Annotated in this window: 24 protein-coding genes, 1 tRNA gene and 2 pseudogenes; 20 read left to right on the top strand and 7 right to left on the bottom strand. The window is 62.4% G+C overall.

The window, feature by feature from the left end; genetic code table 11:
• Positions 1-7: 7 nt before the first annotated feature.
• From AB2N04_RS04380 to AB2N04_RS04350, 7 genes and pseudogenes are all read left to right on the top strand, one after another.
• On the top strand, positions 8-1,342 hold the full coding sequence (locus tag AB2N04_RS04380; RefSeq protein ID WP_367717308.1) for an aromatic ring-hydroxylating dioxygenase subunit alpha: 1,335 nt from the start codon (positions 8-10) through the stop codon (positions 1,340-1,342).
• Complete coding sequence (locus AB2N04_RS04375) at positions 1,339-1,821, top strand: aromatic-ring-hydroxylating dioxygenase subunit beta (protein WP_367717306.1); 483 nt, start codon at positions 1,339-1,341, stop codon at positions 1,819-1,821. The genes AB2N04_RS04380 and AB2N04_RS04375 overlap by 4 nt, the downstream gene beginning before the upstream one ends.
• A gap of 13 nt (positions 1,822-1,834) precedes the next feature.
• Positions 1,835-3,476, top strand: a pseudogene (locus AB2N04_RS04370) (AMP-binding protein).
• Positions 3,476-4,660, top strand: a complete 1,185-nt coding sequence (locus AB2N04_RS04365; RefSeq protein WP_367717304.1) for a thiolase family protein — start codon at positions 3,476-3,478, stop codon at positions 4,658-4,660. The pseudogene AB2N04_RS04370 and the gene AB2N04_RS04365 overlap by 1 nt, the downstream one beginning before the upstream one ends.
• Complete coding sequence (locus AB2N04_RS04360; protein WP_367717302.1) at positions 4,657-5,916, top strand: SDR family NAD(P)-dependent oxidoreductase; 1,260 nt, start codon at positions 4,657-4,659, stop codon at positions 5,914-5,916. The genes AB2N04_RS04365 and AB2N04_RS04360 overlap by 4 nt, the downstream gene beginning before the upstream one ends.
• Complete coding sequence (locus AB2N04_RS04355) at positions 5,913-6,716, top strand: cyclase family protein (protein ID WP_292897935.1); 804 nt, start codon at positions 5,913-5,915, stop codon at positions 6,714-6,716. Before AB2N04_RS04360 ends, AB2N04_RS04355 begins: the two co-directional genes overlap by 4 nt.
• Positions 6,717-6,720: 4 nt before the next feature.
• Positions 6,721-7,449 carry an SDR family NAD(P)-dependent oxidoreductase gene (locus tag AB2N04_RS04350; protein ID WP_367717301.1) on the top strand — a complete coding sequence of 243 codons (729 nt, stop codon included), beginning with the start codon at positions 6,721-6,723 and terminating at the stop codon, positions 7,447-7,449.
• A 73-nt stretch (positions 7,450-7,522) separates the two neighbouring features.
• Here the strand turns inward: AB2N04_RS04350 and AB2N04_RS04345 are convergent.
• Positions 7,523-7,612 (bottom strand) — tRNA-Ser (locus AB2N04_RS04345).
• A gap of 258 nt (positions 7,613-7,870) precedes the next feature.
• Between AB2N04_RS04345 and AB2N04_RS04340 the strand changes: the two genes are divergently transcribed.
• The 13 genes from AB2N04_RS04340 to AB2N04_RS04280 all read left to right on the top strand — a co-directional run bounded on the left by AB2N04_RS04340 (position 7,871) and on the right by AB2N04_RS04280 (position 19,735).
• On the top strand, positions 7,871-8,524 hold the full coding sequence (locus AB2N04_RS04340; protein WP_367717299.1) for a 50S ribosomal protein L21: 654 nt from the start codon (positions 7,871-7,873) through the stop codon (positions 8,522-8,524).
• 82 nt (positions 8,525-8,606) lie between these two features.
• The gene (rpmA, locus tag AB2N04_RS04335; RefSeq protein ID WP_223021920.1) at positions 8,607-8,876 is read left to right on the top strand and encodes a 50S ribosomal protein L27; all 270 of its coding nucleotides are present in this window, start codon (positions 8,607-8,609) and stop codon (positions 8,874-8,876) included.
• 123 nt (positions 8,877-8,999) lie between these two features.
• Positions 9,000-9,593: a GNAT family N-acetyltransferase gene (locus AB2N04_RS04330; protein WP_367717296.1), complete on the top strand. Its 594-nt coding sequence runs from the start codon at positions 9,000-9,002 to the stop codon at positions 9,591-9,593.
• A gap of 105 nt (positions 9,594-9,698) precedes the next feature.
• Positions 9,699-10,736, top strand: coding sequence for a GTPase ObgE (gene obgE / locus AB2N04_RS04325; protein ID WP_367717295.1), 1,038 nt, complete (start codon positions 9,699-9,701; stop codon positions 10,734-10,736).
• Positions 10,737-10,743: 7 nt separating this feature from the next.
• The gene (proB, locus tag AB2N04_RS04320) at positions 10,744-11,898 is read left to right on the top strand and encodes a glutamate 5-kinase (RefSeq protein WP_367717293.1); all 1,155 of its coding nucleotides are present in this window, start codon (positions 10,744-10,746) and stop codon (positions 11,896-11,898) included.
• Entirely contained in the window at positions 11,899-13,185 is a 1,287-nt protein-coding gene (locus AB2N04_RS04315; protein ID WP_367717292.1) for a glutamate-5-semialdehyde dehydrogenase, read from the top strand.
• Between the two features lie 14 nt (positions 13,186-13,199).
• On the top strand, positions 13,200-13,841 hold the full coding sequence (locus AB2N04_RS04310; RefSeq protein ID WP_367717290.1) for a nicotinate-nucleotide adenylyltransferase: 642 nt from the start codon (positions 13,200-13,202) through the stop codon (positions 13,839-13,841).
• A gap of 157 nt (positions 13,842-13,998) precedes the next feature.
• Complete coding sequence (gene rsfS / locus AB2N04_RS04305; RefSeq protein ID WP_367718733.1) at positions 13,999-14,373, top strand: ribosome silencing factor; 375 nt, start codon at positions 13,999-14,001, stop codon at positions 14,371-14,373.
• Between the two features lie 60 nt (positions 14,374-14,433).
• Positions 14,434-14,916 (top strand): 23S rRNA (pseudouridine(1915)-N(3))-methyltransferase RlmH, encoded by a 483-nt coding sequence (gene rlmH / locus AB2N04_RS04300; protein ID WP_367717288.1) that lies wholly within the window; start codon positions 14,434-14,436, stop codon positions 14,914-14,916.
• Between the two features lie 158 nt (positions 14,917-15,074).
• The gene (locus AB2N04_RS04295) at positions 15,075-16,382 is read left to right on the top strand and encodes a murein hydrolase activator EnvC (protein WP_367717287.1); all 1,308 of its coding nucleotides are present in this window, start codon (positions 15,075-15,077) and stop codon (positions 16,380-16,382) included.
• Positions 16,372-17,697, top strand: a complete 1,326-nt coding sequence (locus AB2N04_RS04290) for a S41 family peptidase (protein WP_367717286.1) — start codon at positions 16,372-16,374, stop codon at positions 17,695-17,697. Before AB2N04_RS04295 ends, AB2N04_RS04290 begins: the two co-directional genes overlap by 11 nt.
• A gap of 299 nt (positions 17,698-17,996) precedes the next feature.
• A complete protein-coding gene (locus AB2N04_RS04285; RefSeq protein ID WP_367717285.1) occupies positions 17,997-19,169 on the top strand; it encodes a divergent polysaccharide deacetylase family protein in 1,173 nt (390 codons plus the stop codon).
• 47 nt (positions 19,170-19,216) lie between these two features.
• Complete coding sequence (locus AB2N04_RS04280; RefSeq protein ID WP_367717284.1) at positions 19,217-19,735, top strand: RNA pyrophosphohydrolase; 519 nt, start codon at positions 19,217-19,219, stop codon at positions 19,733-19,735.
• A 2-nt stretch (positions 19,736-19,737) separates the two neighbouring features.
• Here AB2N04_RS04280 and AB2N04_RS04275 read toward each other — a convergent pair whose 3' ends face one another.
• The 6 genes and pseudogenes from AB2N04_RS04275 to AB2N04_RS04250 all read right to left on the bottom strand — a co-directional run bounded on the left by AB2N04_RS04275 (position 19,738) and on the right by AB2N04_RS04250 (position 25,837).
• Complete coding sequence (locus AB2N04_RS04275; protein ID WP_367717283.1) at positions 19,738-20,742, bottom strand: M23 family metallopeptidase; 1,005 nt, start codon at positions 20,740-20,742, stop codon at positions 19,738-19,740.
• Positions 20,743-20,829: 87 nt separating this feature from the next.
• Positions 20,830-21,234 (bottom strand): F0F1 ATP synthase subunit epsilon, encoded by a 405-nt coding sequence (locus AB2N04_RS04270; protein ID WP_367717281.1) that lies wholly within the window; start codon positions 21,232-21,234, stop codon positions 20,830-20,832.
• 65 nt (positions 21,235-21,299) lie between these two features.
• Positions 21,300-22,836 (bottom strand): annotated as a pseudogene (gene atpD, locus AB2N04_RS04265) (F0F1 ATP synthase subunit beta).
• A gap of 23 nt (positions 22,837-22,859) precedes the next feature.
• Positions 22,860-23,735 carry a F0F1 ATP synthase subunit gamma gene (locus AB2N04_RS04260; protein ID WP_367717279.1) on the bottom strand — a complete coding sequence of 292 codons (876 nt, stop codon included), beginning with the start codon at positions 23,733-23,735 and terminating at the stop codon, positions 22,860-22,862.
• Positions 23,736-23,747: 12 nt separating this feature from the next.
• A complete protein-coding gene (atpA, locus tag AB2N04_RS04255) occupies positions 23,748-25,277 on the bottom strand; it encodes a F0F1 ATP synthase subunit alpha (protein ID WP_367717278.1) in 1,530 nt (509 codons plus the stop codon).
• Positions 25,277-25,837 (bottom strand): F0F1 ATP synthase subunit delta, encoded by a 561-nt coding sequence (locus AB2N04_RS04250; protein WP_367717276.1) that lies wholly within the window; start codon positions 25,835-25,837, stop codon positions 25,277-25,279. The genes atpA and AB2N04_RS04250 overlap by 1 nt, the downstream gene beginning before the upstream one ends.
• Positions 25,838-26,058: the final 221 nt, after the last annotated feature.

Raw genomic sequence — 26,058 nt, 5'->3', positions numbered from 1 at the left:
GCAAGCCATGAGCCGTTACGCGAACAACCCGCAGGCAATCAGAAATCTGATCCGGCCCACGGAAGTCCACCGCGACGTCTATATCGATCAGGAAGTGTTCGAGCTGGAGATGAAGCATCTCTTCGCCAACACCTGGGTCTTTGTCGGCCATGAGAGCCAGACGCCCAACAAGGGCGACTATTTCACCACCGAGATCGGCACGCAGCCGGTCATCATGGTGCGCCACTCCGACAACGAGATCTACGTCCTGCACAATCGCTGCCCGCACAAGGGCACAAAGATCGCCATCGACCGCACGGGCAATACGGGCAAGTTCTTTCGCTGCCCCTATCACGCATGGTCGTTCAAGACGAATGGCTGCCTGCTCGCGATCCCGCTGCGCAAGGGCTACAAGGACACCGGGCTTGAAGAGAGCGAATCCGTCAATGGGATGGCCCCGGTCGGTGCGGTGAAAAACTATCGCGGCTTCATCTTCGCCCGCCTCAACAAGGAAGGCCCGGACTTCGAAAGCTTCTTCGGGGAATCGCTGAGCTCCTTCGACAACATGGTCGACCGCTCGCCCGAGGGCCGTCTGGAAGTGGCCGGCCCGCCGCTGCGTTACATGCATCGCTGCAACTGGAAGATGCTGGTCGAGAACCAGACCGACACCTGCCATCCCATGGTCGCGCATGAAAGCTCGGCCGGCACCGCCATCGACCTGTGGGAGAAGATGGACAAGCCCGAAGGCACGAAAAAGCCCATGGCCATGGAGGTGATCGCCCCCTTCATGAGCCCCTATGAGTTCTTCGAGAACATGGGCATCCGCACCTGGCCAAACGGCCACGGCCACACCGGCGTGCATCACTCGATCCACTCCGACTATTCGGCCATCCCCGGCTATTACGAGCAGATGGTCGAGGCCTATGGCGAGGAGCGCGCAAAGGCCATCCTCGGCGAAAACCGGCACAACACGGTCTATTTCCCCAACATCATGATCAAGGGGCCGATCCAGCAATTGCGGCTGTTCACCCCCATCGCCGCCGACAAGACGCTCGTCGAAAGCTACATCTACCGGCTGGTGGGCGCGCCGGACATGCTTCTGGAGCGCACCGCCATGTACAACCGCATGATCAACGCGCCCACCTCCATGGTCGGCCATGACGATCTGGAAATGTATGAGCGCGCGCAGGAGGGCCTCCACTCCAACGGTCTGGAATGGGTCAACGTCCAGCGGCTTTACCAGCAAGGCGAGAAATTCGACGAGATCGCCGTCGAGAACGGCACCACCGAGCGACAGATGCGCAACCAGTTCCACGCGTGGGAAAAATACATGACGATGACGATGGAAGGAGACGCGCAATGAAGGCTCCCACCCGCGAAGACCTGATCGATTTCGTCTATGAAGAAGCCCGCATGCTGGACGATGGGCGCTTTGACGAATGGCTCGATCTGTGGACCCATGACAGCTATTACTGGATGCCGCTCGACTACAATCAGGAAGACGCCAAACACGTCACCTCGCTGCTGCATGAAGACGCCTTCATGCGCAAGCTGCGCGTCGAGCGCTTCAAGGGCGAGCGCACCTTTTCGCAGAAACCGAAGACCCGCTGCCACCACGTTCTGAACCGCCCCTTCATCGACCATATGGACGAGGAGAAGGGTGAGTATGTCACCCACACGGCGTTTCACTATGTGGAGACACGGCTCGACGACCAGATCCTGCTCGCCGCCACGGCACGTCACGAGTTGAAACTCATCGACGGAAAGCTGAAGATCACCCACAAGCGCGTCGATCTGCTCAATTCCGATGCCGCCTTCGGCAATATCCAGATGTTCCTCTGAAAGCGCGCAGCAGATGAAATCGCAGACCCCGCCGTTCGACACCGTGTTCGCGGCCTTTGCCGACACCGCCCGCCGCTGGCCCGCGCGGCCCTTTCTGCACGTGCTGGAGGAAACGGCCACGGTCTACGACATCCCCGCCGGCGAACTCTCCTATGGCGCCGCGCTTGCCGAGATCGAACGCCTGAGGGACGCCTATGCCGCCGGTGGCTACCGCGCGGGCATGCGCGTCATGCTCCTGATGGAAAATCGGCCGGGCTTCTTCCTGCACTGGTTCGCCTTAAATGCGCTCGGGCTCTCGGTCGTGCCGGTCAATCCCGACCTGCAATCGGCGGAGCTGGAATACATGGCCGGGCACGCGCGCCCGGTTCTGGCCGTGGCCATTTCAAGCCGCGTGGCGGATCTCGAACAGGCGGCATCTGCCTCCGGCGTCGGGTTTCCGGTCGTCACGCCCGAGGCGGACACCCCGCCGCTCGATCCGCGCTTTGCCGGCATGAAGACGCCGCAGGGTGCGCCGCTCACCCGCGAAGCGGCAATGCTTTACACCTCCGGCACCACGGGCAAGCCCAAGGGCTGCGTCCTGTCGAACCTCTATTTCCTGCATTCGGGCCGCTGGTACGCGAAATCGGGCGGGCTCTGCGCCATGAACGAAGACGGCGAGCGCATGATCACGCCGCTGCCGATCTTCCACATGAACGCCATGGCCTATTCGCTGATGGCGATGATCACGGTCGGCGGCTGCCTCATCGCGCTCGACCGGTTCCACCCTCGCAGCTGGTGGCAGAGCGTGCGTGACAGTCGGGCCACCTGCCTGCATTATCTGGGCGTCATGCCGTCCATTCTCATGAAAGCCGAACCCACGGAACAGGACAGGGCCCACAATGTGCGCTTCGGTTTTGGCGCGGGCATCGATCCCAAGCTGCACGGCCCGTTCGAGGAGCGCTTCGGCATTCCGCTCATCGAAGGCTGGGCGATGACGGAGACAGGGGGCCGGCGCGGTCATCGTCGCCAATCACGAGCCCCGCAAGCGCGGCACGAACTGCCTTGGCCAGCCCGGCCCGGACATCGAAGCGCGCGTGATCGCAGACGATGGCAGCGAGGCAGCCCCCGGCCAACCCGGCGAACTTCTTGTGCGCCATGCTGGCGAGGATCCGCGTTTCGGCTTCTTCTCCGAATATTACGCCAACCCCGAAGCCACCGCCGAGGCATGGGAAGGTGGCTGGTTCCACACCGGCGACATCGTCATGCGCGACGCCGATGGCGACTTCTTCTTCGTCGACCGCAAGAAGAACGTGATCCGCCGTTCCGGCGAAAACATCGCTGCCGTGGAGGTGGAATCCTTCCTCATGCAGCATCCCGACATCAAGGCCGCCGCGGTCGCCGCAGCCCCGGACGAGCTGCGCGGCGACGAGGTCTTCGCCTGTCTCGTGGTCGAGAGCGGCGAACGCGATGAGGCGCGCGCCCGCGAGATCGCCGAATGGTGTCTGGATCGCGTGGCCTATTACAAGGTTCCCGGCTACATCGCCTTTGTCGACGCCCTGCCCCTGACCTCGACACAAAAGATCCAGCGCGGCGAACTGAAAACACTGGTCGCCCGGCTTCTCACCGATCCGGCAACCGTCGACACACGCTCCATGAAGAAAAGGCGGGCAGCCTAGTGGCGGGCCGCACCTCAAGACGCAAGGGCTATGAGGGTGTGGTGCTCGCCGCGCCCGCCACCACGCCCTATCAGCGCTTTTCGAAGGAAACGGCGCATTGGTGGATCGCCCGCGCACTGCGCCAGTCGCTTCAAAGCGCCGGCCTCAGCCCCCGTGATGTTGACGGTTTCTCGGTTTCTAGCTTCACGCTCTTTCCCGACACAGCGGTCGGGCTGACCCAGCATCTCGGCCTCACGCCGCGCTGGCTCGATCACATCCCCATGGGCGGGGCGAGTGGCGTCGTGGCGCTCAGGCGTGCAGCCCGCGCAGTGCAGGCGGGCGACGCCGACATCGTCGCCTGCGTTGCCGGCGACACCAATCATGTCGACAGTTTCCGGCGCATGCTCTCAAGCTTCAGCCGCTTCGCGCAGGACGCTTCATACCCCTACGGAGCAGGTGGACCCAATGCCTGTTTCGCGCTCCTGACCGACCATTATATGAGCGTCTATGGTGCGAACCGCGAGGATTTCGGCCGCATCTGCGTCGCCCAGCGCGACAATGCGCTCAAGAACCCGCACGCGGTAATGAAAAAGCCGCTCACCATGGAAGACTATCTCGGCGCACGCATGATCTCCGATCCGATCGCGCTGTTCGATTGCGTGATGCCCGTGAGCGGCGCAGAAGCGTTTCTCGTGATGCGCGAGGAAGACGCCCGCGCCGCAGGCCTTCCTTACGCCCATATTCGCGGCAGCATCGAGCGCCACAATGCCTTCCCCGAAGATCCGATCCAGATGCGCGGTGGTTGGGCCATGGATATCGACGAGCTTTACGCCATGGCCGATGCGAAGCCCGACGACATGGACCTCTTGCAGACCTATGACGACTACCCGGTCATTTCCATGATGCAGTTCGAGGATCTGGGGTTTTGCGGGAAAGGTGAAGGCCCGGCCTTCGTGCGCGAGCGCGACCTTACCATCGCCGGCGATTTTCCGCACAACACGTCCGGCGGTCAGCTTTCAGCCGGACAGGCGGGCGCCGCCGGCGGCTTTATCGGCATGGTGGAGGCCATCCGCCAGGTGACCGGCACAGCCGGTCCCACTCAGGTAGAAGGTGCGACGACCGCCATGGTCTCGGGCTTCGGCATGATCAACTACGACCGGGGCGTCTGTTCCAGTGCCGCCATCATTTCGGGAGCGGGCACATGACCGACGCCATCCTGCCGCCACCGAAGAAAGACCCGCAAAAGCGCACCCGCACACAGACGCTGCCCTCGGGCCTCAGAAGCCGCGCGGCGCTGGGGCTGACAGCGGCTGCCGCCGAGGGGCGCTTCATGCTGCAGGTCTGCGGCGAATGCGGCGCGCTGCAATATCCGCCGCGCGACGCCTGCTCCACCTGCCTGTCGACCGACCTCCCATGGCGCGACATCGACCCGGCGGGCGAGCTCATCGCCGAAACGACGGTGCGCACCAGCACCAACACCTATTTCCGCGAACGCACCCCCTGGCGTGTCGGCACCGTCCGGCTCGACGCCGGCCCCTCCGTCATGTGCCACGTCCATGGCGATGTGCCGCGCGGCGGCAGGGTGCGCATCATCAACCGGCTCGACAAGTCGGGCCAGGGCGTTCTCTACGCCCTGCCTCCCGAAGGGACGCCCAACATGGAAGACGATCCGCAACTGCGCGAAATCACCGCCGATCCGAAATTCCGCCGCGTGCTCATCACCGATGCGAGGAGCGAAAACGCCGTGGCGCTGGCCGAGGCCTTTGCGAAGGCCGGCGCGTCGATCATCTTCATCGGCGAGCCGGAAGGCTGGCGACCCTATCCGCACCGCCCGGCACTCGAGGCGATCCCCAACGTCCAGATCGTGCCGCTCGACGTCACCGACACCGCCTCGGTCGCAGAGCTTGCCGGAGAGATCGGCGGCAAGACTGACATTCTCGTCAACAATGCCCGCTTCGTGCGCCCCGGCGGCATCATGGACCGTGGAGACACCGTGTTCGCCCGCGACGAAATGGAGGTGAACTATCTGGGCCTGATGCGGCTTGCCCAGTCCTTCGGCCCGGCCATGCGCGGGCGCGGCGCGGACGGCGACAACAGCGCCGCCGCCTGGGTCAACATCCTGTCGGTCTACGCCTATTCCAACATGCCGGCCTTTGGCGCTTTCTCGGCTTCCAGTGCCGCCGCCTACTCGCTGTCGCAATGCCTGCGCGCGGAGATGCGACCGGGCGGCGTGCGCGTGATGAATGTCTATACCGGCCCGACGGACGACGCCTGGCACCAGCCCCTGCCGCCGCCCAAGGTCGCGCCCGCCGCACTTGCCCGCGCCATCGTCTCCGGCCTCAAGGACGGGTTGGAGGACGTGTTCGTCGGCGATGTGGCGAAGGACCTGATCGAGCGCTGGCGCGCCGGCGCAAAGGTGCTGGAGCGCGAGATGAGCGAAACAGACGGAGGCGGCGCATGAACGTCCACGCAACCGACCCATCCGCCCTTCTGGGCAATCTGGCGGAGGCGCTCGCCACCGGCGCCATCGAGGTGGTGGACCTCACCCACACGCTCGATCAGGATTTTCCGGTCATCGTGCTGCCGCCGGAATTTGGCCAGTGCGCCCGCTTCCGCATGGAAGAGGTGTCGGCCTACGACCATCGCGGCCCGGCGTGGAAATGGCACAATTTCACCTGCAGCGAACACACCGGCACCCATTTCGATGCGCCCTCGCACTGGATCTCCGGCCGCGACGTGCCCAATGGAAGCGTGGATGAAATTCCCGCCGAGCGCTTTATCGGCCCGGTCTGCGTGATCGACTGTTCCGAGGGTGCCGCAGCCGACGAGGATTTCGAGCTCACGCCGGAGATCATCGAGGCGTGGGAAGCCGAGCACGGCCGCATTCCCGCCGAGAGCTGGGTGCTGATGCGCACCGACTGGTCGAAGCGCCGGGGCGCGGCCTATCTCAACATGCGCGAGGACGGCGCACATTCGCCCGGCCCCACACCGGCGGCGATAAGGCTTCTGGTGGACGAACGCGGCATTCGCGGTTTCGGCACCGAGACCGTCGGCACCGACGCCGGTCAGGGATCGCACTACACGCCGCCCTACCCGGCCCATTTCTATCTACACGGCGCAGGGCGCTATGGCCTGCAATGCCTCAACAATCTCGACCGGCTGCCGCCCACAGGCGCGATGCTGATCGCAACCCCGCTCAAGATCAAGAACGGCACCGGCAGCCCGCTGCGCGTGGTGGCACTTGTGCCCGGCAGGACCTGAGAAGATGGAAAAAGAGCTGACAGCCGTCATCACCGGCGGCAACAAGGGCATCGGGGCAAATCTGGCGCAGACCATGCTGGATGCCGGCTACCGCGTCATCTCGGTCGCGCGCCGCGCGCCGGAGTTCTCGCATGAACGGTTAAGCTCGGTTGAGGCAGACCTGCTCGACGATACGGCCGTCAGTGAAGCCGCCGCCGAGATCGCCCGCAGGCACGACGTCACCCATTTCGTGCAGAATGCGGGCCTCATCTGGCCAAACCTCATCGAGGAGGCGAGTGCGGAGGACATTACCGGCCTCGCCCAGCTCCATCTGGGCTCCGCGCTGACACTCCTCAAGGCCTTCCTGCCGTCGATGAAGGAACGCCGCTTCGGTCGCGTTCTCTTCAATGGTTCACGCGCAGCGCTCGGCGCACAGACCCGCACCGCCTATGGCGCATCCAAGGCCGGCATGGTGGGCATGGCGCGCACCTGGGCGCTGGAGCTCGCCCCCCATGGCATCACCGTCAACGTTGTCGCGCCCGGCCCGATCCAGACGGACAATTTCTGGGGCATCATCCCGAAAGGCAGCGAGCGGGAAGCCGAGCTTGCCAAACGCATCCCCGTCGGCCGGCTCGGCGCGGTGAAAGACGTCACCAACGCCTTCATGTTCTTCGCCGATCCGAAAGCAAGCTTCGTCACCGGGCAGACGCTTTATGTCTGCGGCGGGGCCAGCGTCGGCAGCATGCAGCTTTAACGCACCCGCGATCCATGGAAGCGATGAGGCAGTTTGCGATTTCAGGAATACGAAGGATGCGCTTCGTCATTGATGGCGGAGAGGGAGGGATTCGAACCCCCGATACCCTTGCGAGTATGCCGCATTTCGAGTGCGGTGCTTTCAACCACTCAGCCACCTCTCCGCGAGATGCTGGTTTGCTGTTGCCAGCGCGGCGCACTAGATAACCGGTCAGCGGTTTCGTTACAAGTGCCAATCGCAGTCATTCTGCGGCATTTTTGCCGCGTCTGCTTGACCTTCCACCCCTCTTCCGTTATGGACACGCGACCTGCGGCGCGGGAAAACCCCTGCGCCGTTTGTTGTTTAACCATCCAGACTGGCAAAAAGACGGCAGGCCACAGGCTGTGGACCCAAGCCGGACCGGACACTGAAAGGCAAAAAGATGTTCGCAGTCATCAAGACCGGCGGTAAGCAGTACCGCGTTTCCGCAAACGACCTGCTTCAGGTCGAGCGCATCACCGGCGAGCCCGGTGAGATCATTCAGTTTGCAGATGTTCTGGCCGTTGGCGAAGGCGAGGACGTGACCATTGGCGCACCGCTCGTCGATGGCGCCAGCGTGGCCGCCGAAGTGGTCGAGCAGGGCCGCGGCAAGAAGGTCATCGCCTTCAAGAAGCGTCGCCGCCAGAATTCGCGCCGCAAGCGCGGCCATCGTCAGCTTCTTACCACCGTGCGGATCTCCGAGATCCTGACGGGCGGTGCAAAGCCCTCGAAGAAGGCCGCTGCAAAGCCCGCTGCCAAGGCCGAGGAAAAGCCGGCCAAGAAGGAAGCCGCGCCGAAGAAGACCGAAGCAAAGACGGAAGCACCCGCAGCTTCTGCACCGCTCTTCACGGCGCCGGCAGGCGAACCCGACGATCTGACCAAGATCAAGGGCATCGGTCCGGTTGCAGCCGGCCAGCTTGCCGAGCAGGGCATCACCACCTACGCTCAGGTGGCCGCCCTCACCGACAAGGATGTGGTGCGCATCGATGAGGCCATGCCGTTCAGCGCCGACCAGATCAAGGACTGGCGCGAACAGGCCAAGGAACTGGCGAAATAATAATCGCCTCAGGGTTGAAATTCGGCGCCTGACGGCGCATTAGGAATTACGAGCGCCCTCAAAGGCGCAAAGGAGCAGAAGAATGGCACACAAAAAAGCTGGTGGTTCGTCGCGCAACGGTCGCGATTCCGAGTCCAAACGCCTTGGTGTGAAGAAGTTCGGCGGCGAGAAGGTCATCGCCGGCAACATCATTATCCGTCAGCGCGGCACGAAATGGCATCCCGGCGTGAATGTCGGCATGGGCAAGGATCATACGATTTTTGCGAAAGAGGCAGGTGCTGTCTCCTTCGCGAAAAAAGCCAATGGTCGAACCTACGTGTCCGTAAACCCGATTACGGAGGCAGCGGAGTAGCCGGTCCGCTTCACCAACACCGGCGACCCATCTCGGGGACCGGTGTCTGGACATTCCGGAAATAGGTTCAAAAGGGGAGATGGGTCGCCATCTCCCCTTTTCTTATTGTCCGGAGGAAAAACGATGGTTGCCGAAAGTGAAGACATAGAAAGTGAAAGTCCCGGTATCAGCATAGATTGTCCGGTCCTCGTCACGGAGCGCCTCGTTCTGCGCATCCCGCGCGATGACGACGTGACCGAACTGGTGGAACTGGCCAACAATCGACGCCTGGCCGAAATGCTCGGGCGCCTGCCCAATCCATACCGCGTCAGCGATGCGCATGGCTTTCTAAGCCGCATCCGCGCCGGTGAGATCAGAGGCTGCACCTATGCCATCACGCTTTCTGAAACCGGTGCCTTCATCGGTTGCGCCGGTCTGGAGAACCGCGCCAATGGCCTGGAAATGGGCTACTGGATCGGCGAGCCCTATTGGGGGCGGGGATACGCCACCGAAGCGGCTCATGCACTTGTCGACCTCGCGTTTCGCGCCACGGATATCGACCGGCTGAATGTCTCCTGCCGTGTCACCAACACCGCCTCGCGGCGCGTGATCCACAAATGCGGTTTCCAGTATGCCGGTCAGGGCATGATGGATTCCGTTGTGGCTGGCAAAGTGGCCGTCGAGCGATACCATCTCGACCGCAGTACCTGGGTCAGCCTCAGAAGCTGGGGGGCGTGAAGCGAAGCGGGAGCGGACAGGCCCCGAACACCTGTCTGCTCTCGCACTTCGGCTCATGATGCTGTAGACGGTTCTGCGCAACGATACGGAAAGACGGTCAATCCCATGAAGTTTCTCGATCAGGCCAAGGTTTTTATTCGCTCCGGCGATGGCGGCGCGGGCTCCGTATCGTTTCGGCGCGAAAAATACATCGAGTTCGGCGGCCCAGATGGCGGCGATGGCGGCCGTGGCGGCGATGTATGGATCGAGGCCGTTCAGGGGCTCAACACACTGATCGACTACCGCTACCAGCAGCATTTCAAGGCAAAGACCGGTGTGCACGGCATGGGCCGAAACCGCACCGGCGCCAAGGGTCAGGATTCCGTTCTCAAGGTTCCCGTGGGCACGCAGGTTTTCGAGGAAGACAATGAAACGCTGATCTGCGATCTGACCGAAGTCGGCCAGCGGTTCAAGCTGGCGACCGGGGGCAATGGCGGTTTCGGCAACCAGCATTTCAAATCCTCCACCAATCAGGCGCCGCGTCGCGCCAATCCCGGCCTGCCGGGCGAAGAAGCGTGGATCTGGCTGCGGCTGAAACTCATTGCCGATGCGGGGCTTGTGGGCCTGCCCAATGCCGGCAAATCCACATTTCTTGCCACCGTCACCGCGGCCAAGCCCAAGATTGCCGACTATCCCTTCACCACGCTGCATCCCAATCTGGGTGTGGTGCGGATCGACGCGCGCGAATTCGTGATGGCCGATATCCCCGGCCTCATCGAGGGCGCCCATGCGGGCGTTGGCATTGGCGACCGGTTCCTCGGCCATGTGGAGCGCACGCGTGTTCTGCTCCATCTCGTCTCCGCGCGCGAGGAAGATCCCGCCACCGTCTACAGCACGATCCGCGGCGAGCTGGCCGCCTATGGCCACGGCCTCACCGACAAGGCGGAAGTGGTGGCGCTCAGCCAGGTCGACCTTCTGGACGAGGAAGCACGCGCGGAAAAACAGGCAGCCCTTGCAGAGGCCTGCGGAAAGACACCGCTCCTCCTCTCTTCCGCCACGGGCGAAGGCGTGCAGGATGTGCTGCGCGCGCTGATGAAGATCATTCAGGATGCGCGCGCCGAGGAAGAAGACGCGGATGCCGTCGATAACCGCTGGCAGAAATAGGCAGACCATGACTCGCCCCGCGCTCAGCAGCCATCGCCGCATCACGGTCAAGATAGGCTCCGCCCTTCTGGTGGACCGCAAGGAGGGTTTGAAGCGCGATTGGCTCGCCGCGCTGGTCGACGACATTGCTGCACTCAACGCCGATGGTGTGGAGGTGCTGATCGTGTCGTCCGGGGCCATCGCGCTTGGCCGCACCATTCTGGGCATCGAGCGGCGCACGCTCAAGCTGGAGGAGAGCCAGGCCGCCGCCTCGGTGGGGCAGATCGCACTGGCTGGCGCATGGGACGAAGAGCTGCGCCGGCGCGGGCTAAAATCCGGCCAGATCCTCGTCACGCTTGGCGACACGGAAGAGCGCCGCCGCTATCTCAATGTGCGCGCCACCGTCTCCACACTGCTCAAGATGAGCGTCGTTCCTGTCATCAATGAGAATGACACGGTCGCCACCAGCGAAATCCGCTATGGCGACAATGATCGTCTCGCCGCCCGCATCGCCACCATGCTGGGTGCCGATTTGCTGGTTCTCCTGTCCGATGTGGACGGGCTCTACACAGCCCCGCCGGCAAGCGACCCCGATGCGCGTTTCATTCCCGTGGTGGACGCCATCACACCGGAGATCGAGGCCATGGCCGGCGCTGCGGCGTCGGAATTGTCGCGCGGCGGCATGCGCACCAAACTCGATGCCGGGCGCATCGCCACGGCGGCAGGCACTGCGATGGTGATCGCCTCCGGCACGCGGCTCAACCCGCTCGCGGCGATCGACAACGGTGCGCGCTCCACCTTTTTCAGGGCAAGTGAAACACCTGTGCGCGCCTACAAGACATGGATCGCCGGCCAGCTGGAGCCGGCAGGCACGATCACCGTGGATGCCGGCGCGGTTCTGGCGCTTGCCGCCGGAAACTCGCTCCTGCCGATTGGTGTCACCCATGTCTCAGGCAGTTTCGCGCGCGGCGATACGGTGGCCATTCACGGGCCCGAAGGGCGTGAAGTGGCACGCGGGCTTGTTGCCTATGACGCGGCCGATGCCGTAAGAATTGCCGGACTGAAAAGCGGCGACATTGCCGAAGTGCTCGGATACGAAGCGCGCGCTGCCATGGTGCATCGCGACGATCTGGTGACAACGCCGCATGCGCGGCATCACCTGAAGGAAAAGGCGGAGGGTTGAATGCTGATGGAAAACAGGCAGGGCAGCGCGGACATTGCCGCGCTGATGAACGATCTGGGCGCGCGGGCACGCGCTGCCGCCGGCCCGTTGTCCATCGCCACACCGCAGATCAAGAACGCGGCGCTGGAAGCCATGGCCGAGGCGCTCAAGCGCAATGAAGCGGCGATCCTGGAGGCCAACCGCGAGGACATGGCACGCGGTGAAGAATCAGGCCTGTCGCCTGCCCTGCTCGATCGGCTGAAGCTCGATCCCGCACGCATCGCCGGCATTGCCGATGGCATTCGCGCCATCGCCGCGCTGAAAGACCCGGTCGGCGACGTGATCGCTGCATGGGAACGGCCCAACGGTCTTCAAATCGAGCGCGTGCGCACCCCGCTCGGCGTCATCGGCGTCATCTATGAAAGCCGCCCCAACGTGACCGCCGATGCAGGCGCGCTCTGTCTCAAGGCCGGCAATGCGGTGATCTTGCGCGGCGGGTCCGATTCCGCCCGTTCGTCCGCCGCCATCCATGCCTGCCTTGTCGAAGGTCTGGAGAAAGCGGGCCTGCCCGCCGATGCCATCCAGCGCGTGCCGGTCACCGACCGCGCCGCCGTCGGCGAAATGCTGAAAGGGCTTGGCGGCAATGTCGATGTGATCGTGCCGCGCGGCGGGCGCAGCCTCGTCGAGCGCGTACAGAGCGATGCGCGGGTTCCGGTGTTTTCGCATCTGGAAGGCATCTGCCATCTTTATCTCGACCGCTCTGCCGACACCGACATGGCGGTGTCCATCGCCGTAAACGCCAAGATGCGGCGCACCGGCATCTGCGGCGCCGCCGAAACCCTGCTCGTGGACCGGGAAGCAGCCGAGCGACTCCTTGTGCCGGTTCTTGCCTCACTGGAGGACGCGGGCTGCGCCATTCGCGGCGATGAGGAAGTCTGCGCCCGCTTCTCCTCGGCCACACCGGCTACAGATGAGGACTGGGGCACGGAATATCTCGATGCCATCATCTCGGTGAAGCTGGTCGACTGCGTCGATGAAGCGATCCGCCATATCGGCACATGGTCCTCGCACCACACCGAGGCCATCGTCGCGGAGGATGCAGAAACTGTGGAGCGTTTCTTCAACGAGATCGATGCGGCCATTCTCCTGCACAATGCCTCCACCCAGTTTGCCGATGGCGGCGAGTTCGGCATGGGCGCGGAGATCGGCATTGCCACCGGCAAGATGCATGCGCGCGGACCGGTCGGCGTCGAACAGCTTACCTCGTTCAAATACCGCGTTCGCGGCTCCGGCCAGACCCGGCCGTGAGCCCGGATCGTTTAATGCACTCATCGGCTCCACCACCATCCCTCCCGGCGCGCTATCTGCGCATGCCACATGTGGAGCCAGGCATGGCGGTGGGGCTCTTCGGCGGGTCGTTCAATCCGCCGCATGCCGGCCACGCGCTGGTCGCCGAGATCGCCATGCGGCGGCTCAGGCTCGATCAGCTCTGGTGGATCGTCACGCCCGGCAATCCGCTGAAAAGCCATAGCGAGCTTGCACCGCTTTCCGAACGGGTGGCCCTGTCGGAGAACTGTACCAGCGACCCGCGCGTGAAAGTGACGGCCTTCGAGGCCGGCCACCGCATCCGCTATACCGCCGACACGATAGACCTCGTTCAGACACGCAATCGCGGTGTCGATTTCGTCTGGATCATGGGTGCCGACAGCCTGCGTGACTTTCACCGCTGGGAGCGTTGGCGCCAGATCGCCGGGTCCATGCCCATTGCGGTGATCGACAGGCCGGGTGCAACGCTCGCCTTTCTTTCCTCCACCATGGCAAAGACATTCGATCACGCCCGGATCGACGAAGACGATGCGCCCATTCTCGCGCGCAGCCGCCCCCCGGCCTGGACATTCATCCATGGTCCACGCTCCTCGCTGTCCTCGACAGCCATCAGAAATGCCGCGAAAGAACCGCGCTAACCGTCAAAGCTCGTGAAAACATGTGATCGGCGATGTCTTGAAACTGTCAGAGGACTCTGCCTATCTATTGGTTACTGCGGTGAAATGCCTGCAGTGAGCTTGTTCTTATTGGAAAGGAAAGACACTGAGAACAGCAATGACAAAGAAGGCGGACAAGATGCCTTCACCGGCCGAGGCCAGCCAAAATCTGGTTTCCCAGGCCGTGGAAACAGCCCTCGCGAGTCTGGAAGACTCCAAGGCGGAAAACATCATCTCCATCGACATTCAGGGCAAATCCCCCCTCACCGATCACATGATCATCGCGTCGGGCCGCTCGCATCGCCATGTCGCTGCAGTTGCGGATCACCTGATCCGTTCCCTGAAGGAAGCCGGTCTGGGCACTGCCAAGGTCGAAGGCCTTGCGAGCGCGGACTGGGTCCTCATCGATACGGGCGACATTGTCGTTCATGTTTTCCGTCCGGAAGTTCGGGAGTTTTACAACATCGAAAAGATGTGGCAGGCCCCCGACCTGGAGGACGAAACGGTTCACTGACGCCTGCCCTCTCCGGCAGGAGCGCTGAACCACCTCCGCCCACCGGGCAGAGAGGCTGGAATGCATATTGCGATTTGTGCCGTGGGCCGGATGAAAGCCGGCCCCGAGAGGGATCTGGCGGACCGTTATCTGGACCGGCTTGGCAAGAGCGGCCCCGCCGTCGGGCTGGAATTTTCCGGTGTAAGCGAGATCGCGGAAAGCCGCGCCAGATCCACAGAGGAACGGCGGCGCGAGGAAAGCCGCAGGATCAGACAGACATGCCCGGAAGGCGCAGCGCTGTTCCTGCTCGATGAACGCGGCAAGAACCTGACATCCCGCGAACTGAGCCAGGCCATTGCGGATCTGCGCGATGAAGGACGCAGGCATCTCGCCATCATCATCGGCGGCCCGGACGGGCATGACCCGGAGCTGCGCAGGTCTGCCGACAGAACCATCGCCTTTGGCGCGCAGACATGGCCGCACCAGATCGTTCGCGTGATGCTGGCCGAGCAAATCTACCGCGCCACCACCATTTTGTCCGGCCACCCGTATCACCGAGACTGAACGATTTCCCGGGCCAAAAGCGCGTCGTGCATTGACATCCGGCAAATTACAACCAAAAATTGCAAATAGTTCACCGCATGGTTGATGTTTCCTTAAGGAAACGTCGCCTATGCTGCCCTGACGATGAACCTCACCCGCATGGAAACGGCAGACTAGGGATGAAGAAAGCGCCCGCACCGCGCCCATATCCTTCCCGGCTCACGATAGCAGCAGCTACCGTGGTTTTCCTCTGTGCGCTCGCCGGACCGGCCCATGGCCAGGAGGAAATCAAGGTGCTCGAAACCCGGCATGACAAAACCCGGGCCGAGTATCAGGAGGTCCATCGTGAAATCTCTCTGTCAGAGCAGAAGCTCGCCGAGATCGCCGAGCAGATTGCCGCGATCAAGGATGACAATGCGGCCATCACCGCAGCGCTCATCCAGGCGGCAAAGACCGAGAGAAAGCTTAGCGAAGACATCGACACGATTTCTCTGCGCATCACCAAACTGCGTCACGAAGAGGGGTATCTGCGCGAATCGCTGCAGTCGCGCCGCGGCGTGCTTGCCGAGGTGCTGGCCGCGCTCCAGCGCATGGGGCTCAACCCGCCGCCGGCCATCCTCGTGCGCCCCGAAGATGCGCTCGCCTCGGTTCGCAGCGCCATCCTGCTTGGTGCCGTGGTGCCCGAACTGCGCGCCGAAACCGAAATACTGATAAGCGAACTGCAAGATCTCTCACACATCGTCAACTCCATCGAAAGCGAGCGCGACCGGCTTCAAAAAACCGTGAACGAACAGGCCGAGGAGAAGAAGCGCCTCAGCATGCTGCTCGAAGAGAAAAAGCGCCTGCAGCAGGAGGCCGAGAACCGCATGGCCGCCGAGCAGCGCGAGGCCGAAGCACTGGCGGCCCGCGCCACCAGCCTGCAGGACCTGATCGGCTCGCTGGAAACCGAGATCGCTTCGCTGCAAAAGGCCGAGGCCGAACGCGCACGCCGCTTGAGCGAACCGACTTCGCCGGAGCACCGGCTCGGTGCCGGCGCTCCGTTTGCCAGAAGAAAAGGCAGCGTTTCACCGCCGGTCGCCGGTGAGTTCGCTGCCCGTTTCGGCGAGGAAGACGACACCGGTGCTCCACTGAAAGGTGACATTCTAAGAACACAATCCGGCGCGATCGTAACGGCGCCTGCGGGGGCGACGGTTCTTTATGCTGGGCCGTTCCGTTCCTACGGTCAGCTATTGATACTCAATGCCGGCGACGGTTATCATATCGTGCTTGCTGGCATGGATCAGACAAGTGTGACACTGGGGCAATCCGTTTTGGCGGGCGAACCAATCGGCATGATGGGGGAAGCACGCCTGGCTAGCATCGCAGGACCGGAACCCGAGAATCTCACTCCGGAGCTGTATGTAGAATTCAGGAAGAACGGAAAACCGATCAATCCTAAACCCTGGTGGGCTCCGGGGCACTCTGGAAGGACAGGAAATGAAACGTAACTTGTCGCTATTGTTCGCCGGCGCCCTCCTAGGGGCATCCGCGGTCTCGCTTCTTCACGGCACCAGCGGATTCTCAGCGAATGCAGCCGGTTCCGAAACCTATCGGCAGCTTGCGATCTTCGGCGATATCTTCGAGCGCGTTCGCGCCCAGTATGTAACCCCGCCAGATGACAAGAAACTGGTGGAGAGCGCCATCAATGGCATGCTCACCTCGCTCGATCCCCACTCATCCTATCTGGATGCGGAAGCCGCCAAGGACATGCGGGTTCAGACCAAGGGTGAATTCGGTGGCCTCGGCATCGAAGTCACGATGGAAGACGAGCTGGTGAAGGTCGTCGCACCGATTGACGACACACCGGCCTCCCGCGCCGGCGTGCTCGCCGGTGATCTCATTTCCGCCATCGATGGCGAGGAAGTGCGCGGCATGTCGCTCAACGACGCCGTCGACAGAATGCGCGGTCTGGTGAACACCCCCATCGAGCTGACCATCCTGCGCGAGGGAGCAGACAAGCCGATCGAACTGACGATCGTGCGCGACATCATCAAGGTCAAGGCGGTCAAATACCGGGTCGAAGAGGATGTCGGTTATCTCAAGATCACCTCCTTCACCGAGAAGACCTTCGACGACCTCATGAGCGCGATTGATACGATCAGCTCCGAGGTGCCCGATGACAAGCTCAAGGGCTATGTGCTCGACCTGCGCCTCAATCCCGGCGGGCTGCTCGATCAGGCGGTCAGCGTTTCCGATGCCTTCCTGGACCGGGGCGAGATCGTCTCCACCCGCGGCCGTGATGCAAACGACATCGCACGGTTCGATTCCCGTCCCGGCGATGTTCTCAACGGCAAGCCGGTGATCGTCCTGATCAATGGCGGGTCGGCCAGCGCGTCCGAGATCGTTGCCGGTGCGCTGCAGGACCATCGCCGCGCCACGGTTCTGGGCACCCAGTCCTTCGGCAAGGGCTCGGTCCAGACAATCATTCCGCTGGGTGAAAATGGCGCGCTGCGCCTCACCACCGCGCTCTACTACACACCCTCGGGCGAATCGATCCAGGGCAAGGGCATTACGCCCGACATCAAGGTCGATCAGCCATTGCCCGAGGAATTACAGGGGCGGAACCTGCGCCGTGGCGAGTCGGATCTGCGAGGCCACATCAAGGGCGAAGAGGAAAGCGAAGAGGGTTCGGGCTCCATTGCCTATGTCCCCCCGGAGCCGGAAGATGATGTGCAGCTGAATGCGGCGCTCGATCTTCTGCGCGGCGAGACCAGCGATCCTGCGTTCCCGCCCAATCCCGACAAGGCGGTGATGAACCGCTAGCGATTGCGTGGCACCGCCGGGTCGTCCATGAGCCGGCGGTGACATCCCTTTGAAACACTGTATCGATAATCGTGATGCCACGCGCGGCATGTGGTCGGGTGATGGCGGTATCCTGTTGACTGACAGCCCGTCCGCACCGATACAGGTGGCAGGCTCAACAATGGGGTGTTCGATGTGGCAGTCCGGAGAATGAAGACACGGTCTGATCGTTCGGGAACCTGCGGCTTTGGCCCCGCTCTTCGCGCCAGATGCGAAGATCCTCACTGGAATTCGGCCTTCGGCCACATTCGAAGGTGGGCATGACCTCGGAAAAAAAAGACATTGATCGGCCGCTCGGCCGCGACAACCGGCCCGAGAAGCCGGGAAAACGCAGTCGTGTTTTCACAACCGGTCGCATCCTGCTGGCATTCGGTGCCTTTGCGGTCCTTGCGGTCGCCACTGCCGTTTCCGTTCGAGACAGGCCGTTTCGCACCCCATCTCCCGTTGCCGTCACGGAGCCGGTCGAAAAGACCGTCGCGGAAGTACAGGAGCCTGTCGGGCAAGATGGCGCCAGCGGCGCACCCAGCGCTTCGATAACCCGTCTTTCCGAGAGCCAGTCCTCTGAAAATGGCGTGATCGTCATTCGCGATCCATCGGCACTTGGCCAGCATCCCAGACTTGCCCATCTTCCGGATCGGGGCCTCATTGAGGAATCCGAGAACGGCCCCCTCCCCGTGCGTGGCGTGGGCGGGCGCCGCCCCTTCGATGTCTATGCGCGCGCTTGGTCGGGAACACGCGGTGCGCGCATCGCTGTCATCATCGGTGGCATGGGGCTTTCCCAGACCACCACACAGCACGCCATCGAGGCGCTGCGCCCGGAGATCACCCTGGCATTCGCCCCGGCGGGCAACAGTCTCGGACGCTGGATGCAGACCGCTCGCAAGGCCGGTCACGAGGTCATCCTTCAGGTGCCCATGGAGCCTTTCGGATACCCTTCGGAAAATCCCGGTCGCAACACACTCACGGTGGCCGCCTCACCGGCGCAAAACCTCACCCGCCTGCGCTGGGCGCTCTCCCGCATCACCAACTATACGGGTGTGATGAACTACATGGGCGCCCGCTTTACCGCCGAAAGCGATTCGATGCGCAGCATCATGGAGGAACTGGGCAGGCGCGGGCTGATGTATGTCGATGACGGGACCTCGGCACGCAGTGTCGCGCAGGACCTGGCATTGCAGGAGGGCGTTCCCTTCGCCGCATCCGACGCGCTGATCGATCCCACCGGGAACAACCGTCGCCCCGACAGGAACAGGATCCGCAAGAAGCTGGATGAGCTGGAACGGATCGCCCGCGCAAGAGGCTACGCCATTGGCACCGGCTCTGCATTCGATGAGACGATAGAAACCGTTGCCGAATGGGCTGGCGAAGTCACCGCCCGCGGGATAGAGCTTGTGCCGATCTCGGCGGTTGCCGCCGACCCCCAGCCTCATTAGCCCCCAGCTTCATTAGCCCCAGCTTCATTAGCAAGGAACAAGCACCGATGGCAGAAAACGACAAACGCCCGGCCAATCTGCCCTATCGTCTTTGCGTCGGCATCATGGTGCTCAACCCGGAGGGCCTCGCCTGGGCCGGCCGCCGGATCGTGGAACCCCAGGACGAACTGTCCGGATCGACACAGCTCTGGCAGATGCCCCAGGGTGGTATCGACGAGGGAGAGGATCCACGCGACGCCGCTTACCGCGAGCTTTATGAAGAAACCGGCATGAAGTCTGTTTCGTTTCTCGCCGAGACACCTCAATGGATCAGCTACGACCTGCCCGAACATCTTCTGGGCATCGCTCTCAAGGGAAAATATCGCGGGCAAAAACAGAAATGGTTTGCCCTACGGTTCGAGGGCCCGGATTCCGAAATCGCCATCAACCCTCCCCCGGGTGGACATCAGGCCGAGTTCGATATGTGGGAATGGAAGCCAATGACCGAGCTGCCGGACCTGATCGTGCCGTTCAAACGCAAGGTTTACACCACAGTCGTCGACGCTTTCCGTGATCTCGCGCCCTAGTGTCAGCGGTTGGACACGACCTCTCCCCGCACCGGCTCACCCTCAGCCTTTGAAACACCATCCGCTATGTAGTTGTGAAACTGTGCCGGAAGGCCTTCTCCGGACATGAGATCAGGCGTGGTCTGCAGATGCATGTGAAGATGCGGTTCGGACGTGTTGCCGCTGTTGCCGCAGCGCCCGACCTCATCTCCCCTCGTCACCTCGTCCCCGACAGCGACTGAGATCGACCCTCGACGTAGATGAGCGAGAAAAGCGAATTCGCCTTCGGCCAGTTCCAGGACGACGTGATTGCCGGCCGGGCGCGATATGTCGGCTTCGCCGATCTCCTTGTCCGGCAATCCATCGACAACCGATACCACCTTGCCGTCCGCAGGTGCGAGAACCGGCCTGTCCCAACAATAGAAGTCTTCGAGCTTCGTACCATCCCCAGAATGGGTCGACCCTGACTTGCGGACAACGAAATCATAGGCAAACCGCTGGGCCACGTGTTCGGCATGATAGTTATCACGAAGCGTGCGGCCGCCCCAGAACACATGCCACTCTCCCTCGAACGGAAGGCGAAGCTCCGCCTTCGTCTGATAGTCAAGATATTGCGAGTGGGCCTCTTCAGGCATGCGTTGCACATAGAACCCTTCGATCCGGTCATCCGGCCCGAAAGACCACTGCCAGACCAGTTCTGCCCCGCGCTCATGCTCCGCATGCAGGCGGTAGACGCGCAGATCATCGCGTCGTTCGGTCTTCTCCTCGAGAACTTCGCGCTGCGGCCCATAGGCAACGCTGACCGACGCCTGAAATCCCTTCAGGTGATAGATGTCCCCGAGGGCCGACTGCATGGTCTCCGACATGTCGGACCAGATCTTCTCCGCATGCCCCTGCTGAAAAACCTTCGTGTAGTGTCGACCGAGCTTCAGCGTTTCGGCATCGGGTTCATGTGCAACCGCCACATTGAATGCCAGCAGTGCCATCAGGCAGGCCAGGCCGCCCGTTACCCTGTGCAGGATCATCATGCTCGCTCCCGATTCGCAATTGGGAGGACGCTAACAAAAAAAGCCGGGCTTGGGCCCGGCTGTTTTCGCACCATATCATTCATCCGGTCATGCCGGCAGAATGGCGCCTTCCAACGTGGTAAGCTGGTGCAGGAACTCTTCCGCGCGCAGACGGGCTTCATGATCGGTCGCGTCTTCCAGATCCTCGCGCGCATCCTGAATGCGGCGGGCCAGGTCTTCGCGATCGATATCGTCCACATGCACTGCCGATTCGGCAAGCACGGTGCACCCATCGGGCAGGATGTCGGCGAAACCGCCGAACACCACATAACGCTCCGTCTTGCCGTCAGCGGCAACTGCCACCACGCCGGGCTTGATGCTGGTCATGGTTGGCGCATGGTTTCCCATGACGGTGAGTTCACCCTCGGTGCCGGGAATGACAACCGAATCGACGTCCTGCGAAACCAGGAGCCGCTCGGGCGAGACCAGATCGAATTTGAAGGATTGAGCCATCGTGTCCTACCGGATTGGGCATGAGGACGGAAGGCCCCGAAGGAGCCTCCCGATCATTGCGTGAATCAGGCTGCTTCAGCCGCCAGCTTCTGCGCCTTCTCGACGGCATCCTCAATGGTGCCGACCATGTAGAAGGCTGCTTCCGGCAGGTGATCGTACTCACCCTCGCAAAGGCCCTTGAACGAACGGATCGTGTCTTCGAGATCCACGAACAGACCCGGCGCGCCGGTGAACACCTCAGCCACGTGGAAGGGCTGCGACAGGAAGCGCTCGATCTTGCGTGCGCGGGCAACCGTGAGCTTGTCCTCTTCGGAAAGCTCGTCCATGCCGAGAATGGCGATGATGTCCTGCAGCGACTTGTAGCGCTGGAGAATCTCCTGCACCTGACGCGCCACCTGGTAATGCTCTTCACCAACGATCATCGGGTCGAGCATGCGCGAGGTGGAGTCCAGCGGATCCACAGCCGGGTAAATGCCCTTCTCGGAGATGGCGCGGTTCAACACGGTCGTTGCGTCCAGGTGGGCGAACGAGGTTGCCGGAGCCGGATCGGTCAGATCGTCGGCAGGCACGTAAATCGCCTGCACCGAGGTGATCGAGCCCTTGGTGGTGGTGGTGATGCGTTCCTGCAGAGCGCCCATGTCGGTCGCCAGCGTCGGCTGATAACCCACAGCCGAAGGAATGCGGCCGAGAAGCGCCGAAACCTCGGAACCCGCCTGCGTGAAGCGGAAGATGTTGTCGACGAAGAACAGAACGTCCTGGCCCTTGTCGCGGAAGTGCTCGGCGACCGTCAGACCGGTCAGGGCGACACGGGCGCGGGCGCCGGGCGGCTCGTTCATCTGGCCGAACACGAGGGCGCATTTGGAACCTTCGGTCGAGCCGTTGTTCTTGGCCGGGTCCTGGTTCACGCCGGATTCGATCATCTCGTGGTAGAGATCGTTGCCCTCACGGGTACGCTCACCAACACCGGCGAAAACCGAGTAGCCACCATGCGCCTTGGCGACGTTGTTGATCAGTTCCTGAATGAGAACGGTTTTGCCAACGCCAGCGCCGCCGAACAGGGCCGATCTTGCCGCCCTTGGCGTAGGGCGCGAGCAGGTCGACGACCTTGATGCCCGTAACGAGGATCTCGGCTTCGGTGGACTGATCCACATAGTCGGGAGCAGGCTGGTGGATAGCGCGCGTACCTTCACCCTTGACCGGACCGGCTTCGTCAATCGCTTCACCGACCACGTTCATGATGCGACCGAGCGTGGCCTCACCAACCGGCACGGCAATCGGGTTGCCTGCGTCGCGCACTTCCATGCCGCGGACGAGACCTTCGGTGGAATCCATCGCGATGCAGCGAACGGTGTTTTCGCCCAGATGCTGCGCCACCTCGAGCACGAGGCGGTTGCCCTGGTTGTCGGTTTCCAGCGCGTTCAGAATCGCCGGCAGGTGATCCTCGAACTGCACGTCGACAACGGCACCGATAACCTGACGGATCGTGCCGACTGCGCCGGATGCCTTCTTTGCGGTGCTGCGGGTTGAAGCCGCCTTGCGCGCCGGAGCCGCCTTTTTTGCGGCAGTCGCGGACGCCGTCTTCGGGGTCGCTGCTTTGGCCATGTTCGTTTAACCTCTTCGGTCCGTTAGAGCGCTTCCGCGCCCGAAATGATTTCGATCAGTTCCTTGGTGATCTGCGCCTGGCGCTGGCGGTTGTAGGTGATCGAAAGCTTGTCGATCATCTCGCCTGCGTTGCGTGTCGCGCTGTCCATGGCGGTCATCTTCGCGCCCATCTCACCGGCCGCGTTCTCAAGGAGCGCGCGGAAAATCTGCACCGCGATGTTGCGCGGGATCAGGTCGGCGAGAATCGACGGCGCATCCGGCTCGTATTCGTAGACCGCATCCGCGCCTTCCCCAGCCGCGTCGGCGGGAACAGCGGCAGGGATGATCTGCTGAGCAGTCGGCACCTGCGACATCACCGACTGGAACTCGGAATAGAACAGCGTACAGACGTCGAACTCGCCCTTCTCGAACATGCCGATCACCTGACGGGCGATGCCATTGGCGTTCTCGAAGCCGATCTTCTTCACGTCACGCAGATCAACCCGGTCGATGATCAGGTCGCCATGGTCGCGGCGAAGAATGTCGAAGCCCTTCTTGCCGACGCAAAGCACCTTCACCGTCTTGCCGTCGCGCAGCAGTGCACGGATGTGCTCACGCGCCTTCTTGGCGATCTGGCTGTTGAAGCCGCCACAAAGGCCGCGTTCGGCCGTGGCAACCACCAGAAGATGCACGTCGTCCTTGCCGGTACCGGCCATCAGCGGCGGCGCATCGGTTCCCGATACGGCGCCGGCAATGTTTGCGAGCACGGCCCCCATGCGTTCGGCATAGGGCCGCGCAGCCTCGGCCGCCTCCTGGGCGCGCTTCAGTTTCGCCGCGGCGACCATCTGCATCGCCTTGGTGATTTTCTGCGTCGCCTTGACCGAGGCGATCCGGTTGCGAAGTTCCTTGAGGGAAGCCATGCTCGGTCAGCCTCAGGCGAAGTTCTTGGCGAATGCGTCGATCTGTGCCTTGAGCTTCTCGCGCAGATCGTCGGAAAGCGCCTTTTCCTTGCGGATCGCTTCCAGCACGTCCTTGCCATCCGCACGCATGTGCGAAAGCAGGCCCTGCTCGAAACGGGTGACGTCGGCAAGCGGCAGCTTGTCGAGATAGCCGTTCACACCAGCGAAGATCACGGCAACCTGCTCTTCCGTCTTCAGCGGCGAGAACTGCGGCTGCTTCAGGAGCTCGGTCAGGCGTGCACCGCGGTTGAGCAGGCGCTGGGTCGAAGCGTCGAGGTCAGAACCGAACTGCGCGAACGCAGCCATTTCACGGTACTGGGCGAGCTCACCCTTAATGGAGCCGGCAACCTGCTTCATGGCCTTGATCTGGGCTGCCGAGCCAACGCGCGACACCGACAGACCCACGTTCACGGCCGGGCGGATGCCCTGGAAGAACAGGTTGGTCTCGAGGAAGATCTGACCGTCGGTGATCGAGATCACGTTGGTCGGAATGTAGGCCGACACGTCGTTGGCCTGCGTCTCGATGACCGGCAGAGCCGTGAGCGAGCCGGAGCCCTGCTCGTCGTTCATCTTCGCCGCGCGCTCGAGCAGGCGGGAGTGCAGGTAGAAAACGTCACCCGGATAAGCTTCACGGCCCGGCGGGCGGCGCAGCAGGAGCGACATCTGACGGTAGGCAACGGCCTGCTTGGACAGATCGTCATAGGCGATCACGGCATGCTTGCCATTGTCGCGAAAATACTCGCCCATCGCGCAGCCGGCAAACGGTGCCAGGAACTGCATCGGAGCGGCGTCGGAAGCGGTTGCGGCGACGATGATCGAATATTCGAGAGCGCCGCGCTCTTCCAGAACCTTCACGAGCTGTGCAACCGTGGAGCGCTTCTGGCCAACGGCGACATAGACGCAGTAGAGCTTCTGGCTCTCGTCGTCACCGTCGTTGAGCGGCTTCTGGTTGAGGAAGGTGTCGAGAACGATGGCGGTCTTGCCGGTCTGGCGGTCGCCAATGATCAGCTCGCGCTGGCCACGACCGATCGGGATCAGCGCGTCAACGGACTTCAGACCCGTGGACATCGGCTCGTGAACCGACTTGCGGGGAATGATGCCCGGCGCCTTCACGTCGACGCGTGCGCGCTTCTTGGCCTTGATCGGGCCCTTGCCGTCAATCGGGTTGCCAAGCGCGTCAACAACGCGGCCAAGCAGCTCCGGGCCGACCGGAACGTCCACGATGGCGCCGGTGCGCTTCACCGTATCGCCTTCTTTAATGTCACGGTCGCTACCGAAGATAACGACGCCGACATTGTCGACTTCGAGGTTCAGCGCCATGCCGCGGATGCCGCCGGGGAACTCCACCATCTCACCGGCCTGGACATTGTCCAGACCGTAGACGCGGGCAATGCCGTCGCCCACGGAGAGCACCTGGCCAACTTCTGAAACTTCGGCTTCCTTGCCGAAGTTCTTAATCTGATCCTTCAGAATTGCGGAAATTTCCGCCGCACGGATGTCCATCAGCCGACCTCTTTCAGTGCAAGCTTGAGCGAATTGAGTTTGGTTTTGAGCGATGTGTCGATCTGGCGCGAGCCCATCTTGACCACCAGCCCGCCGAGAATGGAGGGATCAACGGAAACGTTGATTGAAACGTCCTTGCCAGCCACTGCCTTGAGCGCGGCCTTCAGTTCCTTCTCCTGCGTCGCGTTGAGCGCATGCGCAGAGATCACGTCTGCCGTCGTCTCGCCGCGGTCTTCTGCAGCGATCTGTCGGAAAGCACGGATCATTTGCGGCACGGCAAACAGACGCCGATTCTTCGCAACGACACGAAGGAAATTGCCGACCAGCCCCGTGATCTTGGCCTTGTCGAGCACCGCACTGACCGCCTTGAGCTGATCGTCAGCCGAAAAAACCGGGCTCTTGACCAGGCGCTGAAGATCATCACTGCCGTCAAGAAGTGTCTCGAAACGGTCGAGATCGGCTTCGACTGTGGAAATCGCCTTGGCTTCCTTCGCCAGTTCGAAAAGCGAACCAGCGTAGCGCCCTGCCATTCCGGAAATCATGGAGCCAGATTGTGCCACGGGATGGTCATCTCTCACACATAGAAGGCCGCAAGATTTTTGCTAGAGCACCGGGCTCGGGCTAAATCTTTGACCTGATTGAATTTTTCCCCTCGCAAAAAGACATAAAGCACGCCCTTCTGCTGAAAGCCGATTGCCGTCTAGCACAGGCTTCCGAGAGTCGCAACACGCATGGCCATCCGCAAACCGGCTGCATTGTCGCAGTTTCGACGCAATTTTGG

Source organism: Nitratireductor sp. GISD-1A_MAKvit (genome assembly GCF_040819555.1).
Taxonomy (GTDB): domain Bacteria; phylum Pseudomonadota; class Alphaproteobacteria; order Rhizobiales; family Rhizobiaceae; genus Nitratireductor.
This window is presented reverse-complemented; position numbering and strand designations above follow the sequence as displayed.